This window comes from Micrococcus luteus (genome assembly GCF_022664405.1).
GTDB lineage: Bacteria > Actinomycetota > Actinomycetes > Actinomycetales > Micrococcaceae > Micrococcus > Micrococcus luteus.
Genome location: NZ_JAKRLB010000032.1, coordinates 1 through 15,626, shown reverse-complemented (window position 1 = coordinate 15,626; position 15,626 = coordinate 1). Strand labels below are relative to the sequence as shown.

Annotated in this window: 16 protein-coding genes; 5 read left to right on the top strand and 11 right to left on the bottom strand. The window is 73.7% G+C overall.

The genetic code is table 11. The features are described 5' to 3' along the window. The first annotated feature begins 225 nt into the window (after positions 1 to 225). Positions 226 to 780: an SRPBCC family protein gene (locus MF605_RS11350; protein ID WP_134417013.1), complete on the top strand. Its 555-nt coding sequence runs from the start codon at positions 226 to 228 to the stop codon at positions 778 to 780. A 209-nt stretch (positions 781 to 989) separates the two neighbouring features. Here the strand turns inward: MF605_RS11350 and MF605_RS11345 are convergent, their stop codons facing one another. Both MF605_RS11345 and MF605_RS11340 read right to left on the bottom strand, forming a co-directional pair. Beyond that, positions 990 to 1,307 (bottom strand): putative quinol monooxygenase, encoded by a 318-nt coding sequence (locus MF605_RS11345; RefSeq protein ID WP_061866781.1) that lies wholly within the window; start codon positions 1,305 to 1,307, stop codon positions 990 to 992. Continuing rightward, positions 1,304 to 1,744 carry a hotdog fold thioesterase gene (locus MF605_RS11340; RefSeq protein WP_020624653.1) on the bottom strand — a complete coding sequence of 147 codons (441 nt, stop codon included), beginning with the start codon at positions 1,742 to 1,744 and terminating at the stop codon, positions 1,304 to 1,306. Before MF605_RS11340 ends, MF605_RS11345 begins: the two co-directional genes overlap by 4 nt. 62 nt (positions 1,745 to 1,806) lie before the next feature. Here MF605_RS11340 and MF605_RS11335 point away from each other — a divergent pair, with 62 nt between their 5' ends. Beyond that, positions 1,807 to 2,712: an alpha/beta hydrolase family protein gene (locus MF605_RS11335; RefSeq protein ID WP_063189315.1), complete on the top strand. Its 906-nt coding sequence runs from the start codon at positions 1,807 to 1,809 to the stop codon at positions 2,710 to 2,712. 149 nt (positions 2,713 to 2,861) lie between these two features. Here MF605_RS11335 and adhP read toward each other — a convergent pair whose 3' ends face one another. The 4 genes from adhP to MF605_RS11315 all read right to left on the bottom strand — a co-directional run bounded on the left by adhP (position 2,862) and on the right by MF605_RS11315 (position 7,497). Beyond that, entirely contained in the window at positions 2,862 to 3,893 is a 1,032-nt protein-coding gene (gene adhP / locus MF605_RS11330; RefSeq protein ID WP_134417014.1) for an alcohol dehydrogenase AdhP, read from the bottom strand. Between the two features lie 54 nt (positions 3,894 to 3,947). After that, positions 3,948 to 5,471: an acetaldehyde dehydrogenase ExaC gene (gene exaC, locus MF605_RS11325; protein ID WP_129867018.1), complete on the bottom strand. Its 1,524-nt coding sequence runs from the start codon at positions 5,469 to 5,471 to the stop codon at positions 3,948 to 3,950. Between the two features lie 122 nt (positions 5,472 to 5,593). Beyond that, entirely contained in the window at positions 5,594 to 7,063 is a 1,470-nt protein-coding gene (locus MF605_RS11320) for a helix-turn-helix domain-containing protein (RefSeq protein ID WP_129867017.1), read from the bottom strand. Continuing rightward, positions 7,060 to 7,497, bottom strand: a complete 438-nt coding sequence (locus MF605_RS11315; protein ID WP_063189308.1) for a DUF779 domain-containing protein — start codon at positions 7,495 to 7,497, stop codon at positions 7,060 to 7,062. Before MF605_RS11315 ends, MF605_RS11320 begins: the two co-directional genes overlap by 4 nt. A 308-nt stretch (positions 7,498 to 7,805) precedes the next feature. Between MF605_RS11315 and MF605_RS11310 the strand changes: the two genes are divergently transcribed. Continuing rightward, positions 7,806 to 8,366 carry a GNAT family N-acetyltransferase gene (locus MF605_RS11310; RefSeq protein WP_129867183.1) on the top strand — a complete coding sequence of 187 codons (561 nt, stop codon included), beginning with the start codon at positions 7,806 to 7,808 and terminating at the stop codon, positions 8,364 to 8,366. A 37-nt stretch (positions 8,367 to 8,403) separates the two neighbouring features. Here MF605_RS11310 and MF605_RS11305 read toward each other — a convergent pair whose 3' ends face one another. Next, complete coding sequence (locus MF605_RS11305) at positions 8,404 to 10,059, bottom strand: thiamine pyrophosphate-dependent enzyme (RefSeq protein ID WP_129867184.1); 1,656 nt, start codon at positions 10,057 to 10,059, stop codon at positions 8,404 to 8,406. Positions 10,060 to 10,226: 167 nt separating this feature from the next. Here MF605_RS11305 and MF605_RS11300 point away from each other — a divergent pair, with 167 nt between their 5' ends. Further along, positions 10,227 to 10,991 (top strand): CGNR zinc finger domain-containing protein, encoded by a 765-nt coding sequence (locus MF605_RS11300; protein WP_049144857.1) that lies wholly within the window; start codon positions 10,227 to 10,229, stop codon positions 10,989 to 10,991. Between the two features lie 75 nt (positions 10,992 to 11,066). Further along, a complete protein-coding gene (locus MF605_RS11295) occupies positions 11,067 to 12,062 on the top strand; it encodes an L-lactate dehydrogenase (protein ID WP_069942011.1) in 996 nt (331 codons plus the stop codon). Positions 12,063 to 12,072: 10 nt separating this feature from the next. Here MF605_RS11295 and MF605_RS11290 read toward each other — a convergent pair whose 3' ends face one another. The 4 genes from MF605_RS11290 to MF605_RS11275 form a co-directional block, all read right to left on the bottom strand. After that, positions 12,073 to 12,474 (bottom strand): hypothetical protein, encoded by a 402-nt coding sequence (locus MF605_RS11290; RefSeq protein WP_049144854.1) that lies wholly within the window; start codon positions 12,472 to 12,474, stop codon positions 12,073 to 12,075. 190 nt (positions 12,475 to 12,664) lie between these two features. Continuing rightward, positions 12,665 to 13,246 (bottom strand): hypothetical protein, encoded by a 582-nt coding sequence (locus MF605_RS11285; protein ID WP_134417015.1) that lies wholly within the window; start codon positions 13,244 to 13,246, stop codon positions 12,665 to 12,667. A 60-nt stretch (positions 13,247 to 13,306) separates the two neighbouring features. Then, complete coding sequence (locus MF605_RS11280; protein ID WP_134417016.1) at positions 13,307 to 14,719, bottom strand: MATE family efflux transporter; 1,413 nt, start codon at positions 14,717 to 14,719, stop codon at positions 13,307 to 13,309. A gap of 1 nt (position 14,720) precedes the next feature. After that, on the bottom strand, positions 14,721 to 15,578 hold the full coding sequence (locus MF605_RS11275) for a CPBP family intramembrane glutamic endopeptidase (protein WP_242821288.1): 858 nt from the start codon (positions 15,576 to 15,578) through the stop codon (positions 14,721 to 14,723). Positions 15,579 to 15,626: the final 48 nt, after the last annotated feature.

The window sequence follows — 15,626 nt, the reverse complement described above, 5'->3', positions numbered from 1 at the left end:
CGTGAGTCATGAGTGGGTCTTCTCGGGCAGGTCGGTGGTGTAGGAACTTCCATCCTGCGGGAGAGGCCCACTCGTCTCATCTCAGCCCGGTACCCATGTCAAGAACCTCATGACCCACAACACCTAGGCCCGGGGCGGGCCCCCGGCAAGAGTCCTGTGGTGTCCCGCCGAGGGGTGCCGTCGCCTCCGCTTCCGGCGTCCGCGGCAGTTCCTAGAATGGGCGACATGAGCACCGAGCCGACCCCCTCGTCCGCCACCCCCGAGACCGAGTCCGCCGCGCCGTCGTCGTCCGGGCTGCCGCTGGCCGCCCCGCAGGCGGCGTGGCCCGAGCGCGTGGAGACCGGCGAGCACCAGGTGTCCTACCGGGCCACCGTGGCCGCGCCGGCGCACGAGCTGTGGGCGATGCTCGCGGACCCGCACCGCCATCACGAGGCGGACGGGTCCGGGACCGTGCGGCCGAAGGTGAGCGGGCCGCACCGGCTGGCCGTGGGCGACCGGTTCCGCGTGGCCATGCGGAAGTACGGGGTGCCGTACACGATGACGCTGACCGCCACCGCCGTGGACGAGGACGAGCTCGTGGAGTGGGCCCACCCGGGCGGACACCGGTGGCGCTGGGCGTTCCAGGACAACGGGGACGGCACCACCGAGGTCACCGAGACCTTCGACTACTCGTGGGCCCGGCCGGCCGTGCGCCGCGCGTACGAGCTGCTGCGCGTGCCGGCGGACAACGGGCGGGGCATTAAGTCGAGCCTCACGCGGCTGGCGGGCCGCCACCTCTGAACCGACCGCGTCTCCGCACTTTCGTTCGGGAAACGGCGGCGTGTCGGGCACTTTCGTTCGGGAAACGGTCAGACCTCGCGCCGTTTCTCGAACGAAAACGCGCTGACGGCCGCCGTTTCCCGAACGAAAACGCGCTGACGGCCGCCGTTTCCCGAACGAAAACGCGCTGACGACCGCCGTTTCCCGAACGAAAGCGGGGGGTGCGGGGGTCAGACGGCGGACCAGTGGGTCGCGGCCGGCGGCTGCGCCAGGTGCGGGGTGACGAGCGCACGCCACGCGAGGAACGCGTCGGACTCGCGGAAGGCCACGGTGTGGTCCTCGAGCGTGCGCCAGCCGATCAGCAGCCGGTAGTGCGCCGGGTCCTCCACCTGGCGGGACAGCGCGAAGGACGTCGCGCCCCCGTCCCGGAACAGCGGCTCGGCCTCGGCGACGGCGGCCTCGAACGCCGCCTCCGCCCCCGCGGCCACGTGCAGCTCCACCGACTCGACGACCGGCCCGGCCGTCGTCGCGTCCTGCCCGGCGCTCACGCGTGCACCCGCGGGCTCGTGGAGTGGCCGGTGAACCAGGCGACGAGCTGGCCGTCCGCCTCGATGCCGACCTCGATCATGCGGTCGCGGCCGAACTCCACCGACTGGCGGGCGGTCGCCACGAGGTGCGCGCCGAGCCTGGCGGGCGCCACGTAGGTGATCTCGGCGCGCCGGGTGACGGGGGCGGCGCCGAAGGTCGCCACGCAGTACGCCAGCGCCGAGTCCGCGAGGTGGAACAGGAAGCCGCCGTGGCAGATCTCGTGGGAGTTCACCATGTCCGCGGTGACGTCGCGGTGCAGCACCACGCGCCCCTCGGCCACCTCGCCGAGGGTGACGCCGTGCTCGCGCACCGCGGGGTCGTTCGCGTAGATCTCCTCGAGGCGGGCGAGGATCTCGTCCCGGCTCTGGCCGGACGAGCTCTGGGGGGTCTCAGTCATGGGCCCATTGTGTCGCAGGTCTGTGTCGCAGGTCGCGCCGCCCCCGCGCCTAGGGTGGCGACGTGACGCAGACCACCTCCACCCCCGTGCGCCTCCGCGCCCCCGACGGCTTCGTGCTCGCGGCCCGCCACTTCACCCCCACGACGACGACGCCCCCGGCCCGGCCCGCCGGCGCGGTGGTGATCGCCTCGGCGACCGGGGTGAAGGCCACGTACTACCGGCGCTACGCGGAGTTCCTCGCCGGCCACGGGTTCCACGCGGTCACGTTCGACTACCGGGGTGTCGGGGAGTCCCGTGAGCCGTTCGCCGTGGCGCGGCGGGCGCGGTGGGCGGACTGGGGCGCCCTCGACGCGGACGCCGTGCTCGGCTGGGCCCGGACGCGCCTGCCCGGCCCCCTCCTGACGGTGGGCCACAGCTTCGGCGGGTTCGGCATCGGGCTCGCGGACGAGGCGCGTCATGTGGCCCGGCACATGGCCGTGGGCGGTCAGCACGCCTACTGGCGGGACTACCGGGCGCGGCCGGGGAGGGCGCGGATGTGGGCGCGGTGGCACGTGGCGATGCCGGTGGTCACGCTGGCCCGCGGGCACTTCCCGGGGCGGCGGCTCGGCTGGCTCGAGGACCTGCCGCGCGGGGTCGCCCTGGACTGGGCGCGCAGCCGCCGCGACTTCACCGCGAGCGCCCGCACCGGCGCCGGCCGGGACGAGCTGCGCCGTCGTCTGGCCGCGTTCACGGCGGACGCGCTGATCGTGGCGCCTGTCGACGACGACTTCGGCACCGACGCCGCCCTCGACCGCGCGGACGCCTACTCGCCGGGCCGACGGACGGTGCGCTGGCGGGTGCGACCGGAGGAGCTCGGTGTCGCGGAGATCGGGCACTTCGGGCTGTTCCACGCGCGGTTCGCGCCGACCTTCTGGCCGGCCACGCTGGAGTGGCTGCGCGACGGCGTCGCCCCGGCGGCGGCCCGCTGAGGACCGGGCGTCGGGCGCACTGCGACCCGTCCCCGCGACGACGACGGCGGCCGCCCCGGCCCGGGTCTCCGGGCGGGACGACCGCCGTCGCACTGGTGCGCGTGATGTGTCGATACTACCCCGCGCCCAGCCGACGCCCAGGCGACACGTCAGTCCTGCATCGCGTAGTCGATGACGACGCGGCCCTCGATCTTGCCGTGGCGCATCTCGTCGAATACGTCGTTGATCTCGGTGAGCGGGCGGGTGTGGAACGTCGGGTGGATCTTCCCGGCCGCGTAGAACTCGAGTGCCTCGACCATGTCCTGCCGGGTGCCCACGATCGAGCCGCGGATGGTCAGGCCCTTGAGGACGATGTCGAAGATCGGCGCGGGGAAGTCGCCCGGGGGCAGGCCGTTGAACACGATGGTGCCGCCGCGGCGGGTCATCGCGATGGCCTGGCCGAACGCCTGCGGGTGCACGGCCGTGACGAGCACGCCGTGGGCGCCGCCGATCTTCTCCTGGATCTCCACGGAGGGGTCCGCGACGTTCGCGTTCACGGTCAGCTCCGCGCCGTGCCGGGAGGCGAGCGCCAGCTTGTCGTCCGCGACGTCCACGGCCACCACGCGCATGCCCATCGCCACGGCGTACTGCACCGCGATGTGCCCCAGGCCACCGATGCCGGAGATCACGACCCACTGCCCGGGCCGCACCTCGGTCTGCTTCAGCCCCTTGTACACCGTGACGCCGGCGCACAGGATCGGGCCGACCTCCATCGGGTCCGCGCCCTCGGGGATCAGGGGCGCGTAGCGGGCGTCCACGAGCATGTACTCGCCGAAGGATCCGTTCATGGAGTAGCCGCCGTTGATCTGCTCCTCGCACAGGGTCTCCCACCCGGTGCGGCAGTACTGGCAGTGGCCGCACGCGCCCCACAGCCACGCGTTGCCGACCATGTCCCCGACCTTGAGGTTCTCGACGTCGGGTCCGACCTCCTCGACGATGCCCACGCCCTCGTGGCCCGGGATGAACGGCGGGGTCGGCTTCACCGGCCAGTCACCCTCCATCGCGTGCAGGTCCGTGTGGCAGACGCCCGAGGAGATGAGCTTCACGAGCGCTTGGTGCTGGCCGGGCGTCGGGCGCTCGACCTCCTGGACGTCGGCCTCTGTGCCGAACTGGGTGACGACGGCTGCCTTCATCGTGGTCATGGGGGATCACCTTTCGTGGGATGGGGAGGGGGGTCGTGCGGTGCCGGCGCCGGCTCAGAAGAACCCGAGCTTGTCCTCGGAGTAGGAGACGAGCAGGTTCTTGGTCTGCTGGTAGTGGTCGAGCATCATCAGGTGGTTCTCGCGGCCGATGCCGGAGGACTTGTACCCGCCGAACGCGGCGTGGGCCGGGTAGGCGTGGTAGTTGTTCACCCACACGCGGCCGGCCTGGATCGCCCGGCCCGCGCGATAGGCGGTGTTGCCGTTCCGGGACCACACGCCGGCGCCGAGCCCGTAGAGCGTGTCGTTGGCGATCCGCATGGCGTCGTCGAAGTCGGTGAACGTGGTCGTCGAGACCACCGGCCCGAAGATCTCCTCCTGGAAGATGCGCATCGAGTTGTCCCCGCGGAAGATCGTGGGCTGCACGTAGTAGCCGCCGGCCAGTTCGCCCTCCATCTCGGCGCGGGCGCCACCGATCAGCACCTCGGCGCCCTCCTGACGGCCGATGTCCAGGTAGGACGTGATCTTCTCGAGCTGGTCGTTGGAGGCCTGGGCGCCCATCATCACGTCCGTGTCGAGGGGGTTGCCGGTCACGATGCGCGAGGTCCGCTCCACGACGGCGTCGAGGAATTTCTCCGCGATCGACTCCTGCACGAGCGCACGCGACGGGCACGTGCAGACCTCGCCCTGGTTCAGCGCGAACAGGGTGAAGCCCTCCTGCGCCTTGTCCCAGTAGGCGTCGTCGTTCGCCATGACGTCCTCGAAGAAGACGTTGGGCGACTTGCCGCCCAGCTCCAGGGTCACCGGGATGATGTTCTCCGAGGCGTACTGCATGATCAGCCGGCCCGTCGTCGTCTCGCCCGTGAACGCGATCTTGCGGATGCGCGGCGACTGCGCGAGCGGCTTGCCGGCCTCGAGGCCGAAGCCGTTGACCACGTTGACGACGCCGGCCGGCAGCAGGTCCGCGATCAGCTCGATGAACACCATGATCGAGGCCGGGGTCTGCTCGGCGGGCTTGATCACGACGGCGTTGCCCGCGGCCAGCGCGGGCGCCAGCTTCCACACCCCCATCAGCAGCGGGAAGTTCCACGGGATGATCTGGCCGACCACGCCGAGCGGTTCGTGGAAGTGATAGGCGACGGTGTCCTCGTCCACCTGGGACAGGCCGCCCTCCTGCGCGCGGATCGCGCCGGCGAAGTACCGGAAGTGGTCGATGGCCAGCGGGACGTCCGCGTTGAGGGTCTCCCGGACGGCCTTGCCGTTGTCCCAGGTCTCCGCGACCGCCAGCATCTCGAGGTTCTCCTCCATGCGGTCCGCGATGCGGTGCAGCACGAGCGCCCGCTCGGCCGGCGAGGTGGCGCCCCAGGCCGGGGCGGCCTTCCAGGCGGCGTCGAGGGCGACGTCGATGTCCTCGGCCGTGCCGCGGGCGACCTCGCAGAACACCTTGCCCGTCACGGGCGTGACGTTCTCGAAGTACTGGCCCTTGACCGGGGGTGTCCACTCTCCGCCGATGAAGTGCTCGTAGCGGGGCTTGAACTCGACCTTGGCTCCCTCGGTGCCCGGGAATGCGTAGACGGTCATGGTGCTGGCTCCTTTGCCTGCGCTTGCCTCGGCGCCGGGTGGCGCCCTGCCGTGGCTGTGACCCTAGTCACAAGGAGGTTGCACGAAGGTTGCAGCCGGGCGGGGGTGAGGTGCGGGCCGGGTCAGGCCAGGTCCCGCTCGATCCGCTCGAGCGTGGCCACGGCGAGCGCGCGCCGCGGCGAGTCCGTCGGCAGCAGACGCAGGGCGGCGCCCCAGAGCTCGACGTCGTCGCGGGCCTCGGGGCGGCCCAGGTAGGCCCAGAGCTGGTCGACATCCGCGTCCTGGGCGACGGCCTCGCGCAGCGCCTCCCCCAGCTCCGCGCGGATCGAGGCGACACCGGGGGACGCCGACCGCGGCAGCACCGGCCCGGCCGCCGCGTGCAACGCACGGTCCAGGTCCCCGGCGCGCAGCGCCTCCCGCGCGCACAGCAGGTCCGCGTGCACCTCCCCCACGAGCCGGTACGGCCGGGACAGCAGCTCCACCGGCGCCCCCACGTCCCGCAGCGCCCGGCGGAGTCGATGCACCTCGGCGCGCAGCGAGATGGCCCGGGCGGGGGCGTCGCCCGGCGCGGACCGGGGCCCGGCCGTCTCCTCCGGATACAGCGCGACCTCGAGCTCGGCGCCGGTCAGGCCCGGGCCGTGCCACGCGAGGAGGGTGAGGATCTCGGCGTGCCGGCCGGTGAGCTCGACCCCGTCCAGCGTGGGCGGCAGGTGGCCGGTGACGCGCAGCAGGCCCGCGGCCTCGTCGTGGCGGTGCGGCGCGGCGGTGGGACTCGGCCCCGGCGAGGCGGACGGCGGAGCCGAGGGGCCCGGCGTCGGGACGGTGCCGCGGAGACGGCCCCGGGACGGGGCGGGCAGGTCCCGCCAGGCGGCGTGCACGGCGTCCACGGTGGCCTGGAGCAGCGGCAGGGCGAGGTGGCTGACGGCGTCCTCGCCGCCCGTGAGGTCCAGGACCCCGACGAGCCGCCCGGTGCCCGGGTCCGTGAGCGGGACGGCCGAACAGCTCCACGGGTGCACGCGCGGGCTCAGGTGCTCGCCGCGGCTGACCTGCGTGGGGGCGCCGGTCGCGAGGACGATGCCGGGGGCGGAGGTGCCCATGGACGCCTCGGACCAGTCGGCGCCGGCCACGAAGCCCATGGTCTCGGCGTGGCGCACCGCAGTCCGGTCGCCCTCGACCCACAGCAGGTGGCCGCGCGCGTTGCCGATCGCGGCGAGCATCCCGGCCTCGGCCGCGGGCTGGATGAGCATGCGGCGGACCACCGGCAGGGCCACGGCGAGACGCTGCTCGCGGCGGGCGGCGGCGAGGTCGTCGTCGGCGAGGGTGGCCGGGTCGGTCTGGCCGGGCACCGCGGGCGCGGCCGCGGAAGCTCCTGCGTCGAGGGCCGACCCCGCCGGGGTGAGGGCGCCGAGGGAGCGCAGCCAGGACTCGCGGACCTCCCGCCGCAGCCCCTGGAGGGCGGCGCGCAGGCCCTGGTCCGCGCCGGTCGGAGCGGTGGACGACGACGGCGCGAGCGACAGGCGGACCGAGTCGAGGGACTCGTGGGCCCGGTCCACGGCGCGTCGGTAGGCGCCGGTGGCGAGGGTCGAGCTCATCCCGAGCCGGCCATCAACCGCGAACGGATCAGGAACCGCTTGCCTTCGGGCGCCTCGACGGAGAAGCCGGAGCCGCGCCCGTCCACCACGTCCAGGGTGAGGTGGGTGTGCTTCCAGTACTCGAACTGGGCGGCGGACATCCAGAACGGGATCTCCACGGCGGCCTGGTCCCCCTCGGCCGGCAGCGCGAAGGTGCCCAGCAGGACGTCGGCGGCGCCGGTCGTGAAGTCGCCGGCGGGATAGCACATGGGCGCGGAGCCGTCGCAGCAGCCGCCGGACTGGTGGAACATGAGCGGGCCATGGATCGGGAGGAGTCGGCGGATCAGCTCGAGCGCCGCGGGCGTCATGGCGACGCGGGACACGGTCTCGCCCGGCATCTCGGGGCGAGCCTCGAGCGCGGGCGCGTGCTCCGCCGACGAGGACGGCACGGTCATCGCGGCCTCCTGGGGATAGGCGATCGTCGGTCCCCCCCCACCCTAGCCCCCCCATGTGACCCACGTCACCCCAGCTCGCGTCGGGGGCGGACCGGAGGGTGCACCGAGTGCTGTGCCGTGGGCTGGGTCGCGCGCAGGGCCAGGTGCTTCGCCGCGAGCCAGACGTTTCGGCTGCAATCAGGGGCTGATCACGACCGAAACGTCTGGCTCACGGCGCGGGGGTGGCGCGGAGGTGGGGAAAGCACGAGGGCTGGGGCGGCGGGCGGCTCACGCGGCCACGCCCGGCGTCCCCCTCGTACACTCGGCACATGCTCCCGGACCCCAGCCCCACCGTCACCGTGGACGGCCTCCTGCTGCGCCCGCTGCGCGCCGCGGACGAGATCGCGGCGCGCGAGGCGGACGCCGAGCTGCATCGGGAGGGGTTCGACTTCCTGATGGCCGGCACCCGCTCCTTCCCCGCGATCCGCCGCGCGTTCGCCGCCGAGGCGCGCGGCGACGTCGAACCCGGCCGCGTGCCCGCCTCCTTCTACGTGGGCGTGGACGAGGCGGGCGAGCTGGTGGGCCGGGTGTCCGTGCGGTGGGAGCTGAACGACGCGCTGCGCCACGTCAACGGGCACGTGGGCTACGCGGTGCGGCCCGCGTTCCGGCGGCGGGGCCACGCCGCGCGCCTGCTGCGCGGCGCCCTGACACTGCTGGCCGCACGCGGGGTGTCCACCGCCCTGCTCACGTGCGACGAGACGAACACCGCCTCCGTGGCCACGATCCGCGCGTGCGGGGGCGTGCTGCGGGACCGGGTCGAGACGGACCTCGACGGTGCACCCTTCCCCGTCCCGACGCTGCGCTTCGTCGTCCCCACGACGGCGGCCTGACCGGAGGAACGGCGACGACCGCGCCGCGCCGCCGGCCTCAGTAGGCCTTGACGCGCTGCTCCACGATCAGGTGGATGAGCGCGAACCGGCCCTCCTCCTGGACCGCCTTGAGCGCCGCGTCCACGGCCGCCGGCACGTCCGCGTCCCGCTCCACGCGCACCCCGAAGCCGCCGAACGCCTGGGCCATGGCGGCGAAGTCGGGGTTCTTCAGCTGGGTGCCGGAGACGCGCTCGGGGTACTTGCGCTCCTGATGGGTGCGGATGGTGCCGTACTCCTGGTTGTCCATGACGATCACGAGGGGCTTCGCGCCGTACTGCGCGGCGGTCGCCAGCTCCTGGCCGTTCATGAGGAACTCGCCGTCGCCGGCGATGGTCACCACGGTGCGGTCCGGGAAGTTCAGGGACGCGGCCACGGCGCCCGGCACCGAGTAGCCCATGGAGCCGTTGCGGGCCGAGATCATGGCGCGGTAGCCCTCGGTCGGGAAGTACCGGTGCGCCCAGTTGGTGTGCTCGCCCGCGCCGAGGGAGATCATCGAGTCCTTCGGCAGCTTCGGCACCAGGTTGGCCATGAGGGTGGCCATCTTCGCCTGACCCTCGGACGGCTCGGCCGGGGGCAGGGCCGCGAACTTCTCCTGCTCGCCGCGCATGCGGGAGGTCCACTCCTCCCACTCCGGCTTGACCTCGAGCTCCATGCGGACGAGGTCGCGGATGAACACGTCCGGCTTGGCCACGATCTGGTGGGACACGGGGCCGGAGCGGCCGCGCAGGGACGGGTCGATGGTGACCAGGAAGTTCTTCTTGTCCCAGTTCTGGCGGATGGTGAAGCCGTTGGTCACGACGTCGCCCGGCACGGTGCCGACGAACACGATGAGGTCGGTCTCCTCGAGCATGTCGTAGGTCGGCTTCGGGCGACCGTAGCCGATCGGGCCCACGTAGGACGGCGAGGAGAACGGCACGGTGCCCTCGGTGCGCCACTCGGCGGCGGCGGGGATCTTGTGCTCCTCCAGCCACGTCGTCAGGGTCTGCGCACCCTCGTCCGTCCAGTCGTTGCCACCGGTGATGAACAGCGGCTTGCGGGACTCCTTGAGCGCGGCGTGCAGGGACTTCCAGTCCTCCACGGTCATGCCGCCCGGGGCCACGGGGATCTGCGGGTGCAGGTGCGCGTCGATCTCCTGGCGGATCACATCCTCCGGCAGGCCGACGACGACGGGCCCGGGCCGGCCCGAGCTGGCGGCGAACATGGCCTCGGCCACGATCTCGGAGGCGCGCTCCGGGTGGTCCAGGACCATCACGCGCTTCGCACCGGTGCCGAACCAGGCGTGCGGGTCGAACTCCTGGAAGGCCTCGCGGTCGCGGTGCTCGAACGGGATCAGGCCGACGAACAGCACGAGCGCCGTCGAGTCCTGCCACGCGGTGTGCAGGCCGACGTGGGCGTTCGCGGCGCCCGGGCCGCGCGTCACCATGGCGACGCCGGGGACCACGTTCATCTTGCCGTCGGCCTCGGCCATGTACGTGGCGCCGCCCTCGTGGCGGCACACCACGTTCTCGATGCCCGAGTCGTACAGGCCGTCCAGGACGTCCAGGTAGGACTCGCCCGGCACGGAGTAGACGCGCTTCACGCCGTGGGACTCGAGGGTCTTGACGATGACGTGCCCGGCGGAGAGGCGACCGGTCGCCTGGGAGGTCTGGGACATGGAGGTCTCCTGTGCTGGTTCGGGGGCCCCTCCGGCCCCATGGGTGCACCCCGCCGCGCAGACGGGGTCCGTGGGGGTCAGGGTACTGGACGGGACGGCGCCGGAGGCGACCCGATACGCGGCGTGAAGCCGGTGACGGGAGGGCGGGCCCGCCGTACGATTTCCCCATGCTCTCCGCGCCGACGCTCTCCCGCCTCGCCTCCCTGGCCGCGTTCCTGAACACCGCCCCCGGACTGCGGGGCGGTCAGCCGGCCGACGAGCGGTTCACCGCCGCCACGCAGCTGCCCTCCCTCGTCCCTGAACTCCAGGAGGACGAGGTCCGCCTCCGCCTGGCCGCCGCCGCGGCCGTGCGTGGCCGCGAACTCCGCGGCCGTCTGGCCGAGGTCTGGGCCCTCGCCGCCGTGGACGAGGCGGCCGCCGTGGAGCGCGTGAACGCCCTCCTCGCCGCGGCCGGGCCGCTGCGGCTGACGGCCGGGGGCGACGTCGTCGGGCTGGCCCCGGCGCAGGTCCCCGCCGACGCGGTGGAGCGGCTGGCCGCGATGGCCGCCCTCGCGCTGGCGGAGACCGCGATGGACGGCGAGCTGACCCGCCTGCGCGTGTGCGAGGGCGAGGACTGCGAGAACGCGCTCGTGGACGCCAGCCGGAACCGGTCCAAGCGGTTCTGCGACGAGGCCAACTGCGCCAACCGCACCCACGTGCGCTCCTACCGGGCACGGCTGGCCGAGGCGGCGGAGTCCGCCCCCGCGGCGGATCCGGCCGGGCCGGAGGAGGCGGAGGCGCCGGAGGCCGTCGTGGACTCCGAGGCCGCCGCCGACGAGCCCCGCCGGGAGACCAAGAAGGAGAAGAAGGAGCGCAGGAAGGCGGAGAAGAAGGCCCGCAAGAAGGCGGAGAAGAAGGCCGGCAAGAAGAAGTCGGACAAGAAGAAGGACTGACCCGGCCCCACCCGCCGGGGGACGGGGCGGCCTCGTGGTTCCGTCGGCCGACCGGACACCCCTAGCCTGCGAGGCATGAGCGAGCACACCCCCGCCCACTCCCCCGCCGCCCCCGCGTCCCTCGGACCCGCCCACCGCAAGGTCGGCGTCGTGGGGGCCGGCGGCGTCGGCACGGCGATCTGCTATGCGGCGCTGATCCGCGGCGTCGCCCGCGAGGTCGCCCTGTACGACATCGACGAGCCCAAGGTCCGCGCCGAGGTCCTCGACCTGGCCCACGGCACCCCGTTCACCTCCGCGTCGGCGATGACCGGCGGCGCGGACCCGGACGTCCTGGCCGGCTGCGAGGTCGTGGTGATCACGGCCGGCGCCAAGCAGAAGCCGGGGCAGACCCGCCTCGACCTCGGCGCGCACAACGTGGAGATCCTGCGCGGCCTGCTGCCCCAGGTGCAGGCGCACGCGCCGGAGGCGCTGATCGTGCTCGTCACCAATCCCGTGGACGTCCTCACGCTGGTGGCCCAGCGCCTCACCGGTCTGCCTGCCGGCCGGGTGATCGGCTCGGGCACCCTCCTGGACACGTCCCGCCTGCGGTGGCTGCTGGCGTCGCGGGCGCAGGTCCACCCGTCGTCGGTGCACGCGGCCATCCTCGGCGAGCACGGGGACACGGAGTTCCCCGCGTGGAGCTCGGCGCGCATCGGCCCGACGCCCATCCTGGAGTGGCCGACGCCGGTCGACCCGCTGTTCACCCGCGCCGACCTGGACGAGGTGGCGGACACCGTGGTGCACGCCGCGTACGAGGTGATCCAGGGCAAGGGCGCCACCACGTACGCGGTCGGCGTGGCCACGACCCGCCTGCTCGAGGCGATCCTGCGCGACCAGCACGCCATTCTGCCGGTCTCCACCGTGCTCGACGGCGTCCACGGGCTCTCGGACGTCGCCCTGTCCATGCCATCCGTGGTGGGGCGCGACGGCGTCACCCGCGTGATCCAGCCCGAGCTGGACGACGCGGAGATGCGGGCGCTGCACGCCTCGGCGGACGCGCTGCGGCGGGAGGCACGCAGCCTCGGGTTCTGAGGCGCCGGGCTCAGGCGCGGGGGGCGTCGCCTCCGGTGCCGCCCTGCTCGCGGCGCTCGGCGGCGGCCTGGGCGCGGCGGTCGGCGGCGGCCTTGCGGAACATCTCCTCGGAGGAGCGGTTCACACCGGAGCCCTGGGAGAGGTGGTCCGGGTTCTCGCGCGCGGCGAGCTGCAGCATGGCCACCACCACGAGCGAGGTCATGAAGAAGACGCCGAAGGCGATCAGCGCGATGTCGACGCGCAGTGGATTCTGGGTGCCGCCGGAGGCGGTGATGCCGGCGATCACCCCGCCGATCAGGCCGAGCACGGCGGAGAAGACGAGCGGGCCCTTGACCGTGGTGCGCAGACCGCCGCGTGCCGGGCGGCCGGATCCGGCGCGATCGGCGGACGGGCGGGGGGACGGTGCGCTCACGGCGGGACTCCTGACGGCTGGGGGCGGCTGGGGCGACACGGCCCGCGCAGGCGCCCGGGGCTGAGGCCCTCGGGGCGCGGCGGACCGGAGCCAGTCTACGCGTCCGGCCGACGGGTGGCCCCTCGGGGCCCCGAGGTCCTCCCCCGGCGAACGTCCGCCCCGCGGGTCAGGACGACGACGTCGGCCCGGTTCAGAGGCCCCTGGCCGTGCCCCGGTCCCGGCGCACCTCGTGGTGGAAGCCGAGCCCGGAGACCATCAGGAGCACGCCGATCAGGATCGCCCCGCCGCCGGCGATGCCGAGCAGGGCGTGCGGGCCGAAGCCCTGCAGGGCGGCCACGACCACGCCGCCCCCGGAGAGCAGGCCCACGAGTCCGGTCCACAGCTGGTCCCGCGCGGGGATGAACTCGCGGCGGTGGCGGGCCCACGCCACGAGCTCGGCGACGCCGCCGAGCACGAGGGCGGCGCCGGCCGCCACGCCCACCGCCGCCGGGGACCCCAGGAACAGCAGCACGATCACGCCGAGCATCCACGCGGCCGCCGCCAGGGACAGCGGGGAGCGCATGGCCACGGGCACCGGGTCGCGGCGCAGGTACTCCCACATCGCCGAACCGGAGAACACCAGGTACAGCGCGAACATGACCTTCATCCACGTCAGGCCCGGCTCGGCGACGAACACGGTGGTCAGACCGAACGCCAGCGCCACCACGGCGCGGATCAGGATCGGCTTGAACACCACGGACGAGATCTCGAGGGGGGTCTGCACGGTAGCCACCGCCCCAGTCTAGGAGCAGTGCGGCCGCGGCCCGGCCCGCGCGTCACCGCCCGGACGCGCTCACACGACGCCGAGCCGCATCCAGTCGTCGCGCCGGGCCCGCCAGCCGAGGGTGAGCGCCCGCATCCCCATGTAGACCCCTGCGAAGCCGAGCCAGAGCAGGCCCAGCTGCACGCCGGCGTCGGGCACGGCGGCGTTCGGTCCGGGCCAGGCCGCGGTCCAGCCGAATCCGCCCGTGGCGAGCTGCGCGAGCACCCAGAGCGCCGGCGCGTAGACCACGAGGTTCACGAGGCCGGCGAGGGCGAGGTAGCGGGCGTCGCCGGCGCCGATCAGCACGCCGTCCAGCACGAACACGTACCCGGCCACCGGCTGCCCGGCGGCCAGCACCCACAGGCCCACGGTGGCGGCGGCCTGCACGGTCGGGTCCGTGGTGAACAGCCCCGGCAGCACCGGTGCCGCCAGGGCCAGCACGGCCCCGGTCACGACGCCGAAGCCCAGCCCCCAGCGCACCATCGTCCGGGTGAGGCGACGGGCCGCATCCGGCCGGGCGGCCCCGAGCTCGGCGCCGATCAGGGCCTGCGCGGCGATCGCGAGGGCGTCGAGGGCGAACGCCAGCGTGGAGAACAGCGTGAAGACGAGCTGGTGCGCGGCGAGGGTGAGGTCGCCCGCGCCGGCGGCGGCCATGACGGTGATGAGGATGGCCGCGCGCAGGCTCGCGGTGCGCAGCAGCAGCCACGAGCCCACCTGGGCCGTGGCGCGCATGCCCGACGCACGGGGCGCCCACACCGTGCCCGAGCGGCGGAAGCGCGGGGCCAGCACGAACAGGTATGTCACGAGCATCGCCCACTGCACCACGGACGTGCCGACGGCCGAGCCAGCTACGCCCCAGCCCAGCCCGTACACCAGGGCCACGTTCAGCCCGACGTTCGCGCCGAAGCCCACACCCGCCACCACGAGCGGCGTCACGGTGTCCTGGAGGCCGCGGAGCACCCCGGTGGCCGCGAGCACGGCCAGCAGGGCCGGCAGCCCCGGCATGGACCAGCGCAGGTAGGCGACGGCGTGGGCCTGCACCTCGCCCGTCGCGCCGAGGGCCGCCGTCAGCGCGGGGGCCGCGAGCCAGCCGAGGACGGCCAGCACCGCGCCGAGCAGCAGGCCCAGCCAGATGCCGTCGCGGCCGCGGTCCATCGCGGCGGCCGGGTCCCCCGCCCCGATCAGCCGGGCCACCGCCGGGGTGGTGGCGTAGGCCAGGAAGATCATGAGGCCGGTGAGCGTGTGCAGGATGGTGGTGCCGATCCCGACGCCGGCCAGCTGGGCCGTGCCCAGGTGCCCGATGATCGCGGTGTCGGCCAGCAGGAACAGCGGCTCCGCGATGAGCGCGCCGAACGCGGGGACCGCGAGCGCGAGGATGCGCCGCGTGAGGGCGCGCGCGTCCTGCGGGGCGGGCGCCGCCGTCGAGCCGGAGGGTCCTGCCATCTCAGCCCAGCAGGGCCAGCAGCGGGGCCAGCGCCGTGGTCGGGGCAGTGGGGCCGGGCAGCGTGTCCGGCAGCAGGGGGGCCACGAGGTAGAGCATCGCGATGGCGATGCCGTTGTTCACCATGTGCAGCAGCACCGCGTACCCGAACGAGCGGCCCATCAGGATGTAGGACACCGTGATCGCCACCGCGAGGGTCAGGTACGGGACGGTCTCCACGAGCCGGAAGTCGCCGCCGGTGCCGAGGAAGTGCAGGAGTGTGAACGCGAGCACGGAGACCACGGCGCACACCCACACGTTGATCCAGCGGGAGAGCTTGCCGATCAGCAGGTGGCGGAACAGGTACTCCTCCACGAGCGGGGCGGCCACCACGGTCATGAGGATCATGAGCACGGGCGGGGCCTGCGTGGTCATCTCCTCGAGCGCGGCCTGGTTGGCGCTGGTCTGCGCCTCCCCGATGAGGCTCAGCACGATCACGTTCACGACGATGCACGCCAGCCACGTGGCGGGCAGCAGAAACAGCTTCCACCACGTCCCCGTGCGGAACACCCGCAGCGACGTCACGAGCGGGCGCCAGGCCACGGCCAGCACGAGCACCACGAGGATCGCGTAGCTGACGATGTTCACCGTGAACCCGTCGCGGACCAGGTCGAACGCCTCGAGGTCACCGGGGACCAGGCCGAGCGACACCGCCAGCCACAGCCCCAGCCCGAGCACCATGAGCGCCACGTACACGAGCACCACGACGGCGTCGCCCCAGTGGAACCGACCCGGGGTCCAGTCCGGCGCGGGGCGGGCCGCGGGCCGGCGGCCGGGCCAGCCGGCGGGGACGCCACCGGGGGCGCCGGGGTGCCCGTGCAGGCTCGGGGCGACGGCGGCGCGGGGGACCCAGCTATACCAAAATGGCCC